Below are 12,333 nucleotides of genomic sequence, written 5' to 3'. Positions count from 1 at the left end.
GTTTTAATAACAAATTAATTCTCTTTGGAACTAAGATTTTACTAATTTATCCTTTTTCATTTTAGGAGAAACAGTGTTTTTTACATAACTCTTAGATTGTAAATCATCTAAAACATTTAAAGCCTCTTCTACATAAACATCTTTAGCTAACGCTTGATGCCAAACCTCTCTTTTTTCTTTTAATGTAGCGTCACTGTTCATTTCAAGTTCTTCATAAGGCAATGATTTAAAAACTAAATTGTTTTTATAATCTGAGATAGGTTTGTATTTCTTGCCTTCACTTTCAACTTGTTCCTGAGTAGCTTTAAAGCTATTTATATTTAAGCTATAAGTATTCTCTTTATTTTTAACATCAATCCATTTTGCGTTGTCTTCAATCAATTTGAATTGTGCATTTTGAGCTATTCTGTTTTTACTATTATCGATTGCTTTTGCAAAGTTTTCGTTTGAAGTCCAAGTGCTATAATCAGCAGGATCGATTTTATCCCATGGCATTGCATTGTCAATATCACGTTCACCCATTTTTAAGTAAGCATAACGATCTGGCATAACAACATCACTATGAACACCTTCTAACTGAGTTGAACCTCCGTTGATTCTATAAAATTTTTGTCCGGTAATTTTCAAAGCACCAAGATCTCCATAATTTGCATTACGTACAAACTGGTTCAAATCAAGAACATTTTGTACTGTTCCTTTACCATAAGTTTGTTTACTACCAATGATAACACCACGTTTGTAATCCTGAATTGCAGCGGCCAAAATCTCTGATGCAGAAGCTGAGAAACTGTTAACCATAATTACTAACGGCCCGTCCCACTCGATTTTTTTATCTTTATCGTATAAAACTTCTTTTTTCTTTCCGGCTGATTTTACCTGAACAATTGGTCCTTCTTCAATAAATAAACCTGCAATATCAACAACAGTAGATAGAGATCCACCACCGTCATCACGCACATCAAGTACGATACCATTGATATCTTCTTTTTTCAGTCTTTCTACTTCAAGAGCAATATCTTTTCCGGCATCACGACCGTCTTTATTTTCAAAATCAATGTAGAATTTAGGCAAATAAATCACTCCGTATTTCAATCCGTTTCTTTCTACAATACTAGATTTAGCATACGTTTCTTCGATCTCAACAATATCTCTGATAATTGAAATCACCTTGATACTTCCGTCAACTTTTTTAACTGTAAGTTTTACTTCGGTTCCTTTGTGTCCTTTAATTTTTTTCACAACATCATCCAAACGCATTCCTACCACATCAACTGGCTCTTCGGTTCCTTGTGCTACTTTCAAAATCAAATCTCCAGCCTCAAGTTCTTTTCCTTTCCATGCAGGACCTCCTGAGATCAATTCATCAATTTGAGTAAAATCGTTTTTCTTGGTTAATCTTGCCCCAATCCCTTCCAATTTTCCGCTGATATTAACATCAAAACGATCTTTTTCTTCAGGTGCAAAATAGCTGGTGTGAGGATCAAAACGAGTCATGATTGAGTTTACATATACAGAAAACCAATCTTCTTTATTCACATCTTTAATTAAACTGAAATTATCATCTAATGATTTTAAAGAACTATCACGAGTTTCTTTCTCTAAAGTTTCAAAAGTTTTTTCCTTATAAGCAGGATCTTTTTTCTTTTTATCCTCTTCTAGTTTTTGTTTCGTAACAAGCGAAGAAAGTGTCGATAACTTGATTTGTTTTCTCCATCTTTCGTTAATTTCAGTTAGATTTTTTGCATACGGAATATGCTCATAATCGGCATTAAAAGTCTCATCAACATTATAGTTGAAGGGCTGTGCTAAAATAGTCTTATAACGTTTTTTGCTTTCTTCCATACGCTTCATCAATCTTGTATAAGTAAGGTTGAAGAACGTCAAATCTTTGTTCAAAAACTGATCGTCTAACTGCAATTCATATTGCTTGAATTCGTCGATATCAGACTGAAGAAAGAATCTTTTTGAAGGATCCAATGCATCAATATAATCTTTAAAAATTCCTTTTGAAAACTCGTCATTTATTTCTGCCGGGCTGTAATGTCCTTTTTCAATAACAAAAGCAAGCAATTCTAAAAGCGTTTTATCTCTATTTGGGTCCGGATCTACCGTCTTATCTGCATTAATTTTAAAAGCAAACAAGGTCAATGACAAGCATAATACGGCTATAAGTATTTTATAATTTCTTTTCATAAACTTAATAATAGCATTCATCAAATTTTTTAATCTAAGTTACGGTAAAAACTGTGCCAACAAAGCCAAGCCCACTATAATTTTTTGTTAAAGATATAAAAATGTTTGACGTGCAAAAATCTTCTTCAAATTAGTTGACAAATTTTACTTTATTTGTGACTATTCTACGAAAATCTGTCACTACATTTGCTTTAAAATCCTACATTCAAAATCATAATTCGTATATGAAAAGCGAAAAACCACTAATATTAGTTACCAATGATGACGGTATTTTAGCTCCCGGAATCAGAGCATTAATAAGCGTTATGGAAACTATTGGCGAAGTTGTCGTAGTTGCTCCTGACAAGCCTCAAAGCGCCATGGGACACGCCATAACTATTAATAATACTTTGTTTTTGGACAAAATCTCAAAAGAAGATGACATTGTAACCGAATATAGCTGCTCAGGAACTCCTGTTGATTGTGTAAAACTGGCTGTAAATGAAATCTTAAAACGTAAACCAGATTTGTGTGTTTCAGGAATTAATCATGGCTCAAACTCGTCTATAAATGTGATTTATTCCGGAACGATGAGTGCTGCTGTTGAAGCAGGAATTGAAGGAATTCAGGCGATCGGATTTTCATTATTAGACTTTGACTGGAATGCCGATTTTGAGCAAGTAAAATCATTCGTGAAAAAAATTACTTTAGAAACACTTGCCAATAAATTACCTCCAGGTGTCGTTTTAAATGTCAATTTTCCGAAATTAAAAGAAAAAGAAATCAAAGGAATTAAAATTTGTCGTCAGGCGAAAGCTTATTATGCTCAGAAATTTGACAAACGACAAACTCCTTTCGGAAAAGATTATTATTGGCTTACCGGAAAATTCACCAATGAAGACAAAGGCGAAGATACTGACGAATGGGCTTTAGAAAACGGATACATTTCTGTAGTTCCCGTACAATTTGACTTAACAGCACATCATTCTATACAACAACTTAATACTTGGAAATTAAATGAATAAAGCAGACATTTTTATCGGATTTTTTATCGGTATTTTTACTTCTATTCTTGGAAGTTATTTGTTTATCACCTTTTTTACCACTTTTGATGTTTCGACAGGACTTGAAACGATAAGAAAACAAGGATATTTAGGAAAAGTAATCACTTTAGGAACTATTTTAGATCTGGCTGTTTTTTTACTTCTACTAAAAAGAAACAAAGAACTTATGGCAAGAGGTGTAGTTTTGGCAGTGATTCTTTTAGCAATTTCTACCTTATTTATTTAAATCTTATCTTTGCTCTGCAAAAAAAATGTTGTGTTTAAAAATTGAAACACACTTTCAAAGAAATCTATATGAAGTATTACATAATAGCTGGCGAAGCCTCTGGAGATTTACATGGTTCAAACTTAATGAAGGCTTTGTATAAAGAAGATCCTCAAGCCGAAATTAGATTCTGGGGTGGAGATTTAATGCAAAAAGCCGGTGGAACATTGGTAAAACACTATCGCGAATTGGCTTTTATGGGATTTGTTGAAGTTATTTTCAATCTAAAAACCATTTTAAGTAATATCAAAATTTGCAAAAAAGACATCACTGAATTCCAACCAGATGTCTTGATTTTTATTGATTATCCGGGCTTTAATATGCGTATTGCAAAATGGGCAAAAGCTTTAAACTATAAAACTCATTATTATATTTCTCCTCAAATTTGGGCTTGGAAAGAGAACAGAATTACGGCTATTAAACAAGATGTCGACAAGATGTTTGTGATTTTGCCTTTTGAGAAAAGTTTCTACGAAGACAAACACCATTTTCCGGTAGATTTTGTTGGGCATCCATTAATTGATGCAATTCAGAATCAACCTCCATTTGATGAGGCAACTTTTAGAAAAGAAAACCAACTGGGAGAAAAACCAATTATTGCCGTTTTACCAGGAAGCCGCAAACAGGAAATCACCAAAATGCTAAGTGTTATGCTAAGTGTTGTTGATGATTTTCAGGATTATGAGTTTGTGATTGCTGGTGCTCCAAGTCAGGATTATGAGTTTTATCAGCAATTTATAAAAAATAAAAACATCGCATTTGTTTCGAATAAAACTTACGATCTACTTCGTTCGTCAACAGCAGCTTTGGTAACTTCAGGAACTGCAACTCTTGAAACAGCTCTTTTTAAAGTTCCGGAAGTCGTTTGTTATAAAGGAAGTTCGATTTCATACCAAATTGCAAAACGTATTATTACTTTAAAATACATTTCGCTTGTAAATTTAATTATGGATCAGGAAGTTGTAACCGAATTGATTCAAAGCGACTGCAACACCAAACGTATTAAAGAAGAATTACAGAAATTACTAGAACCTCAATATCGCGAAAAACTATTGAAAAATTACGATATTCTGGAGCAAAAACTGGGCGGAATTGGCGCAAGTAAAAAAACTGCAAAACTTATTGTAGCAGATTTAAAACAGGTTTAAAAGATTTTTGTTTTGAAAAAAATACTCCTTTTTGTTCTTTTAGCAATCGCATTTACTTCGTGTAAATCGACGTCAAGTGCCGTGGGCAAAAATGAATCAAAAAAAGAAAACAGATATACCGTTAATAAATTAATAGAGAAAGCCGAAGACAATATTGGTGTTCGCTACAAGGCTGGTGGTACAACAAAAAATGGCTTTGATTGCTCCGGATTAGTTTATACTACGTTCGAATCTGAAAACATAAAACTTCCACGAAGTTCTTATGAACAGGCAAATGTTGGCAAAATAATCAAAATTAGCGATGCCCAAAAAGGGGATTTAATTTTCTTTAAAACCAACAAAAGCAGACAAATTAATCATGTTGGACTAATCGTCGAAGTAAATTCGAATGAAATTAAATTTGTGCATTCTTCAACTTCCAAAGGAGTTATAGTTTCATCTACAAAAGAGACCTATTATCAAAATTCATTTGCTCAAATCAACAGAGTAATTGAGTAAATCGAATTAAATAAAATATATTCTTTTTCTTACAAAATATTTAATACTTTTAAAACATGAAAGTATTAGATTTTCCTTTGGCTAAAATTACAATTAGCTTTCTCCTTGGCATCATAGTTTCGTATTATGTAAAACCATCAATATTAACCGCTGTAATATTCCTTATTTCAAGCGCAATAGTATTCTGCTGCCTTTATTTTTTAGTTGCCAAAAACAAAAAACTAAATATTATTTTTGGAATAAGTACCTCTATTGTTTCCTTTTTTATTGGAATAATTACACTTCAACTTCAGACAGATTCTTATCAAAAATCAAATTACATCAATTCTAAAGTAGCATTTGAGAAACCTCAATTGATAACTTTCACTTTACGTGAAAAACTAAAAAGCAACGACTTTAATGATCGATATGTTGCCATTATAAACCAAATTGAACGTAAAACTTATACAGGCAGAATCATTGTAAACATTCAAAAAGACAGCACAAAAAATAAAGTTATTCTAGGAAATACAATCCGGGTAAAAACAATTTTACAACCCAATACTTCAAGCAAAAACCCGAATCAATTTGATTACGCCAAGTATTTGTCTAACAAACAAATTTATGCGCAGGTATACTGTCGAAAATCTGAAATAACGATTAATAAAAATATCAAAAAAGACATTTGGTATTATTCCAGTCGTTTGCATTCCAGAATAATAAATAATCTTGAAAAAGCTCATTTCAGCAAAGACGAAATGAACGTTGCCCTCGCTCTTATTTTAGGACAACAACAAGAGATTTCACCAGATATTATAAAAGATTACCAATATTCCGGAACTACACATGTATTGTCTGTTTCAGGCTTGCATGTGGGTTTTATAATGTTATTTATAAATTTTATTCTAAAACCAATTCCAAATACCCGAAAAGGCTCTTTTATAAAATTGATTTCTATTTTAATATCCCTGGCGATTTTTGCCGTAATTTCGGGTTTATCTCCTCCTGTTTTACGTTCGGTTGTTATGTTCTCATTTCTTGCCATTGGAAACCATTTACGCAGAAGCGGAAACATTTATCACACTTTATTAGTTTCGATTTTATTGATTTTACTATTTGAGCCTTACTTCTTATTTGATGTTGGCTTTCAATTAAGTTATCTTGCCTTGTTTTTTATTCTTTGGCTACAGCCGATTCTAAAAAATCTCTGGACTCCAAAACATAAAATATCTACCTATATCTGGAACGCCTTAACAGTTTCGTTTGCCGCACAAATCGGAACTTTGCCAGTTTGCTTGTATTATTTTCATCAATTTCCAGGATTATTTTTTGTAACCAATATTATCATTCTTCCGCTATTATCATTTATCATGATTGCCGGAATTATAGTCATGATCTTGGCCGTTTTTTATAGTCCGCCAGTAATTTTGGTAGTTCTTTTCGAAAAGAGTATTTACCTTTTAAATCTAATGATTCACTTCGTGGCAACATTTGAATCGTTTGTAATTAGAGATATAAGTTTTAATTTTTACTATTTGGTGACCATTTATTTATTAATAATTGCCGGCACTATTTGGCTAAACAAACCCAGTTTCAATAAAACGATCTCACTTTTAATCACGATTATCATCGTTCAGATTTCCTTTATTTATACCAAAAAAAGAAATCGAGAGCCAACAAGAATTAATCATTTACAACGTCAAGAAAAGCACTTTGATATCTGAAAGAACTGGAAAAAACATCAGCTTTATTACAAGTGATTCTCTTTTTAAAAACAATATTTCAACTTCCTATCTAGTTGGGAATTTCGGTGTTTTAAAAAGTACAAGTAAAATTAAGAATACATTATTCTTTAACGGAAAAAAGATTCTTGTACTAGACAGCACAGGAGTTTACGAAAATAAAATTCAACCAGACATATTGCTTCTGACTCAATCACCAAAGATAAATTTAGATCGAGTTTTACAGGATTTACATCCGATAATAATAATTGCTGATGCTTCAAATTCTTACTCGAACCAGAAGATTTGGAAAGCCAGTTGTCTGAAAAAAAATATCCCTTTTCACGCAACAGCCGAAAAGGGATTCTATAAATTAAACTAAGAAACTTTAATTCCTGTATATTATGGATTCAAAATATAATTAGAATCTGAGATCCATTTTTTCGCACCGCCTGAAGTATAATGGACTTTTCCCAATGAATCAAAAAAAGTTTTTCCTTTTCTAATTGAAGCATTTGCAAAACAGACCTCTGGCAAATCTTCTACTCCGAAGGCATTTTTTAATAATACGTTTTGTTCTCTCATATCTGCAGAAACAGATGGATCAGACAAATCAATTTTTACCAAAATAACATTTTTAACAGACCATCTCTCAAAATCAGGAGTTTCAAACACTTCACTTTGTAAATCATTTGAAGCATAATTCGTCGTAAATAAAATTAACATCGGTTTTTTTTCTTCATTACTTAGCGTAATCGCATCACTTATACTCGTTTTCCAGACTAAACTTTGCGACTTCATTAATAATGGACTTAAAAAAAACAATAGGATAAGTAGTTTTTGAGTCATAAATTATAGATTTTTAGTTGTGTTAATAAAACTAAAGTAACATAAAACCAACACTCAACAAGTCATTACAATACAAATAGTTATGAGAATTTAAATTAAAATGAATTTTATTATTTAAGCCTTAAATTTTAAGTAAAATGAAAATTTCACCCCCTAAAAATATCAAAGCTATTAGCATAGTATTTAAAAAAACATCCCTTTTCATGCAACAGCCGAAAAGGGATTCTACAAATTAAACTAAGAAACTTAATTTAAATTTTATTTTATTCACTTGGGTGCAGAATTGCATTTGATTCAGCAATCCAGGCTTTAGCGCCACCAGGTACGTAAGCAATTTTTCCCAATGCACTAAAAGTTGTTTTATTTTTTCGGATAGAAGCGCTTGCAAAACAAACCTCTGGTAAATCCTCAACACCAAAAGCATTTTTCAGTTTAAGGTTTTGTTCTCTATCTTCGTCAGCAGTAGTAGAATCAGACAAATCCAGTTTCACTAAGATCACATTATCACGTGACCAAACAGCAAAATCGGGAGTTTTAAAGATTTCATTTTGAAGATTTTCCGGTACACCTGAGGCAGTGAATAAAATTAACATTGGTTTTCTCTGTTCATTGCTTATTGCAATAGCATCTGTCATGTTTGTTCTCCAAACTAGGTTTTGCGAATGCAGAAAAAATGAACCTAAAAAAAACAGTAGGATAAGTAATTTTTTGGTCATAATTAAATTGGTTTTGGTTAGTATAGCATGACGAAATTAACATAATATTTTAATTTTCCAATTTTTATTAATACAAAAAATACATTATATGTTTTTTTATTTATAATAAAATAACAAAACTACAATACCACCCAAAATACTGAATACCTTTTCTTACTAAACAAAAAAACTCCTTACAAATTATGTAAGGAGTTCTATAATATTAAAATAAAATTTACTCTAATTAAGATTTTTTAGGATGTACAATTTCTTCTGCAACTGTTAACCAAGCAGATGGACCACCAGCAACATAACCGGTTTTTCCTAAACCTTTAAAGTTGATCTTTCCATCCTTTGACTCAGCACTTGTAAAAAATACTGTTGGAAAACCCTGAATTCCAAAAGCTTGTTGCAATTCACTATTTTGACTTTTAAGTTCTGGAGTCTGAGCTACCCTTCTAGGATAATCCAACTCAACCAAAACAACATTATCAGTAGCCCACTTTTTAAACTCCGCAGTTTTCAGAACCTCATTCTGCAAACGAATGCACCATCCACACCAATCACTACCAGTAAAAAACATCAGCATTGGTTTGTTCTCTTTATTACTTACAGTAATCGCTTCCTTTACATCAGTATACCATTTAAGTTCCTGCGCTTGTGTTACAAATGCACCAACAAAAAATAATACTACTAGTATAATTTTTTTCATGTCCTTATTATTTTCTACAAATTTAAGCAAAAAATGAATTGCTAAATGTCGTCTACTTTACTTCTTGCATTAATTTTCTAATAATTGGCGAAATTGCAATTAAAATAACTCCCGCAACAAGCGAATAAATTGCCAATTGGTAATATCCTTCCGTATACGATTGCAACTTAGAAACCAATGTATCTCCAGTGTTTGATCTTGATATTTCGGCGCCTAATTTTCCTGCAAATAATTGCCCAAAAGCACTTGCCAGGAACCACAATCCCATCATCATACCAAATAATCTTTTTGGAGACAATTTGGTAATAATAGACATTCCGATTGGACCTAAACAAAGTTCTCCAATTGTTGTTATCAAATAAGCAAAAGTAAATACATTTAAAGACGCAATACCTTCAGAATTTGCAAAAAACTTAGTTAGATAAAAGATATAAAATGAAGCTCCCAAGAACAAGAATCCAATTCCGAATTTAATCAAAGTGTTTGGTTCAATTCTTCTTTTGCCAAGCCAGATCCATAACAATCCAATTAGCGGACTTAAAACTACTACGAAAAAAGTATTCGAGCTGTTGTTTACTACATTAGGATCTATATTAAAAAATAATAATTTACTACTTAGATTGTCTTTTGCGAAAAGCGATAATGACCCACCGCTTTGTTCGTAGATAGAGTTAAACAACAAATAAAAGAATACAAACAAAAAGGCAGCAAAAAGCTTTTTCTGCATTTTTATATCGCCCAATTTTATTAATTCATAAGCAAAATATAAAACTGCAACTATACCAATTGTGTACATGAAGTAATCCGTATAATCTGTGTTTTTTACCATTATAAAAATAAATGGCAAACTCAGGATTGACAATACATAAACAGCAATTTCACGAATTCTTCTTTTACCTGAATCCAAATGCAACAATGGAGAATCACCTATTGGTCCTAAATATTTTTTAGTAAACAAAAAGGTAATCAAACCTAAAAACATTACAACTGCAGCTGATAAAAAGCATAATTGCCAAGAATAATACTTTCCTAAATAAATACATAAAGCACCTCCTAAAAGACCTCCAACATTTATCCCTGCGTAAAACATTCCATAACCAGCATCTCTTCTTCCGTCTTCTTCATGATATAATTCACCAACCATTGAAGAAACATTTGGCTTAAAAAAACCAGTTCCAATAATTGAAAAAGCAATTCCGTAGTAAAAGAAATCATGAGGCGAAACAGCAATCAAAAGATTCCCAAGAATCATTACGATTCCACCAAAAAATAATGACTTTCTAAAACCCAATACCTTATCAGCAAAAATACCTCCAATAAAAGTAAAAGCATAAACAAAAGCCTGAATAGCACCATATTGTAAATTGGCATGTTCATCTTTTAACAAAAGCTGATCTACCATAAAAAACGTAAGTACACCACGCATTCCGTAGAAACAAAAACGTTCCCACATTTCAACAAAAAACAAATACCACAATTGTTTTGGATAAGTGCCCTTAAAATTTTGAATTTCTTCTAAAGTGATTTTATTTTCCATATTATCTTACTCCGTGCATCATTTTTTTCAAAAATGGAGTCAGAGCAAACAATATAATTGCAGCAACACCTGTAAGAACAACAAACACCATAAAGAACTCGTATAAGTTATGGATTTCGAATCCTGCAAAAAAGTGATTATGAGCACTAATTTGATGTTTATCTAACAAAGCTAATTGCTCAGCAGTTGGTGTAATTTTATTATCTAAAACAGCCTGAAGATCGATTCCTAATTCTTTTGCTTTTACAAATTTATCACCTGTTGCCGGCAAGATTGAACCTAAAGTTCCTCCCAAAGCATAACCAGACGCATTTGATAAAAAGAATACTCCATAAAGTAATGAAGCAAAACGTTTTGGAGATAATTTACCTACCAATGACAAACCAATTGGAGATAAACATAACTCAGCACAAGTATTCAAGAAATATAATAAGATAAGCCATTTAACTAGCAACAATCCAGAAGTTCCGATATAAGAAACCTGAGTCGCAATCATAAAGAAACTGATAGAAATAACCACTAAACCTGCAGCTAATTTTACCGGAGAAATTGGCTCTTTACCATTAGCTCTTAACGTATCCCATAAGATACTAAAAGGTAGTGCCAAAATAACTACAAATAGTCCATTAAAAATCTGAACCATCGATGGAGGCATTAAAAAACCAAAGAAGTTTCTGTCTGTTTGGTTATCTGCAATAAAAGTCAATGACGAACCTGCTTGCTCAAACGCCGCCCAGAAGAAAATAATAAAGAACGAAACAATATAAATTACAATAATTCTGTCTCTTTCTATTTTAGTCAAAGAAGTATCAGAAATAATTAATCCGGCTAATGATAAACCACTTGAGTAAATCAAAGTATAAATCAAATTCTGACCTACAACATAATGAAAAAAGAATCCTAAAACTATAAATGCAATTCCTGCAATTATCAAAGATTTATTAGAAAAATTAGCTTTTTGCGCTTCTCCTTCTTCAAAATCAGAAGCATCATTTTTAGATGGCAAACCTCCTAATGGTTTTCCTTCAGGAGAAACCACATATTTATTTTTTAAGAAGTAGAAAAGAATAGTTCCAAGAAGCATTGCAACAGACGCTGCCATAAATCCCCATCTAAAAGCATGGATATCTCTAATTCCGCCAGCATCTTTTACATCTCCCAACAAAGGACAAATAGACTGACCTAAAAAAGCTCCAATATTAATTCCCATATAGAAAATAGTGAAAGCACTATCTAATTTTGTTTTCTCTTGTTTAGGATATAAACACCCAACCATACTAGAAATGTTTGGCTTAAAGAATCCGTTACCAAAAACAATAACTCCTAATGCAGAATACATGATGATTTTTGCTAAAGGTAAATTAGCCTCAAAAATACTTCCGCTGGTAAACAATAACATTTGCCCGGTTGCCATTAACAAACCACCCAATAAAATACAGTTTCTGTTACCTAAAAAACGGTCTGCTACGAAACCACCTAACATTGGCGTTAAATAACAAAGTCCAAGAAATCCTCCATAAATAAGAGAAGCTTCTTCTTCTTTCATCAATAATGAATTCACAAGAAATAAAGTTAATAAAGCTCGCATTCCATAAAAATTGAATCGCTCCCACATCTCCGTCCCAAACAATACCCAAAGTCCTTTTGGATGCGCAGTTTTTACTTGAGTTTCTCCCATATTATTCATTATTTA

The 12,333-nt window shown here is 32.0% G+C and carries 12 protein-coding genes; 6 read left to right on the top strand and 6 right to left on the bottom strand.

Translation table 11 applies throughout. The features are described 5' to 3' along the window. Nucleotides 1-30 precede the first annotated feature (30 nt). Entirely contained in the window at nucleotides 31-2,214 is a 2,184-nt protein-coding gene (locus LPB88_RS00700; RefSeq protein WP_230711906.1) for a carboxy terminal-processing peptidase, read from the bottom strand. Nucleotides 2,215-2,417: 203 nt separating this feature from the next. Here LPB88_RS00700 and surE point away from each other — a divergent pair, with 203 nt between their 5' ends. The 6 genes from surE (at nucleotide 2,418) to LPB88_RS00670 (ending at nucleotide 7,229) form a co-directional block, all read left to right on the top strand. Next, complete coding sequence (surE, locus tag LPB88_RS00695; RefSeq protein WP_230711905.1) at nucleotides 2,418-3,197, top strand: 5'/3'-nucleotidase SurE; 780 nt, start codon at nucleotides 2,418-2,420, stop codon at nucleotides 3,195-3,197. After that, nucleotides 3,190-3,462: a hypothetical protein gene (locus tag LPB88_RS00690; RefSeq protein WP_230711904.1), complete on the top strand. Its 273-nt coding sequence runs from the start codon at nucleotides 3,190-3,192 to the stop codon at nucleotides 3,460-3,462. Before surE ends, LPB88_RS00690 begins: the two co-directional genes overlap by 8 nt. 68 nt (nucleotides 3,463-3,530) lie before the next feature. Beyond that, nucleotides 3,531-4,649 carry a lipid-A-disaccharide synthase gene (gene lpxB, locus LPB88_RS00685; RefSeq protein ID WP_230711903.1) on the top strand — a complete coding sequence of 373 codons (1,119 nt, stop codon included), beginning with the start codon at nucleotides 3,531-3,533 and terminating at the stop codon, nucleotides 4,647-4,649. A gap of 12 nt (nucleotides 4,650-4,661) precedes the next feature. Then, complete coding sequence (locus LPB88_RS00680) at nucleotides 4,662-5,147, top strand: C40 family peptidase (protein ID WP_230711902.1); 486 nt, start codon at nucleotides 4,662-4,664, stop codon at nucleotides 5,145-5,147. A gap of 56 nt (nucleotides 5,148-5,203) precedes the next feature. Further along, the gene (locus LPB88_RS00675; RefSeq protein WP_230711901.1) at nucleotides 5,204-6,850 is read left to right on the top strand and encodes a ComEC/Rec2 family competence protein; all 1,647 of its coding nucleotides are present in this window, start codon (nucleotides 5,204-5,206) and stop codon (nucleotides 6,848-6,850) included. Continuing rightward, nucleotides 6,840-7,229, top strand: coding sequence for a hypothetical protein (locus LPB88_RS00670; protein ID WP_230711900.1), 390 nt, complete (start codon nucleotides 6,840-6,842; stop codon nucleotides 7,227-7,229). The genes LPB88_RS00675 and LPB88_RS00670 overlap by 11 nt, the downstream gene beginning before the upstream one ends. Before the next feature lie 20 nt (nucleotides 7,230-7,249). On the opposite strand, the gene LPB88_RS00665 is transcribed toward LPB88_RS00670, so the two are convergent. The 5 genes from LPB88_RS00665 to LPB88_RS00645 all read right to left on the bottom strand — a co-directional run bounded on the left by LPB88_RS00665 (nucleotide 7,250) and on the right by LPB88_RS00645 (nucleotide 12,318). Continuing rightward, on the bottom strand, nucleotides 7,250-7,696 hold the full coding sequence (locus LPB88_RS00665) for a thioredoxin family protein (protein WP_230711899.1): 447 nt from the start codon (nucleotides 7,694-7,696) through the stop codon (nucleotides 7,250-7,252). 263 nt (nucleotides 7,697-7,959) lie between these two features. Continuing rightward, on the bottom strand, nucleotides 7,960-8,412 hold the full coding sequence (locus LPB88_RS00660) for a thioredoxin family protein (RefSeq protein ID WP_230711898.1): 453 nt from the start codon (nucleotides 8,410-8,412) through the stop codon (nucleotides 7,960-7,962). A 223-nt stretch (nucleotides 8,413-8,635) separates the two neighbouring features. Continuing rightward, complete coding sequence (locus LPB88_RS00655) at nucleotides 8,636-9,103, bottom strand: thioredoxin family protein (RefSeq protein WP_230711897.1); 468 nt, start codon at nucleotides 9,101-9,103, stop codon at nucleotides 8,636-8,638. Nucleotides 9,104-9,155: 52 nt separating this feature from the next. Beyond that, the gene (locus LPB88_RS00650) at nucleotides 9,156-10,640 is read right to left on the bottom strand and encodes a peptide MFS transporter (protein ID WP_230711896.1); all 1,485 of its coding nucleotides are present in this window, start codon (nucleotides 10,638-10,640) and stop codon (nucleotides 9,156-9,158) included. A 1-nt stretch (nucleotide 10,641) separates the two neighbouring features. Beyond that, nucleotides 10,642-12,318 (bottom strand): peptide MFS transporter, encoded by a 1,677-nt coding sequence (locus LPB88_RS00645; RefSeq protein WP_230711895.1) that lies wholly within the window; start codon nucleotides 12,316-12,318, stop codon nucleotides 10,642-10,644. Nucleotides 12,319-12,333: the final 15 nt, after the last annotated feature.

Source organism: Flavobacterium sp. JAS (genome assembly GCF_020991455.1).
Classification (GTDB): Bacteria; Bacteroidota; Bacteroidia; order Flavobacteriales; family Flavobacteriaceae; genus Flavobacterium.
The sequence above is the reverse complement of the archived record's forward strand: the minus strand, read 5'-3'. Positions and strand labels throughout refer to the sequence as shown.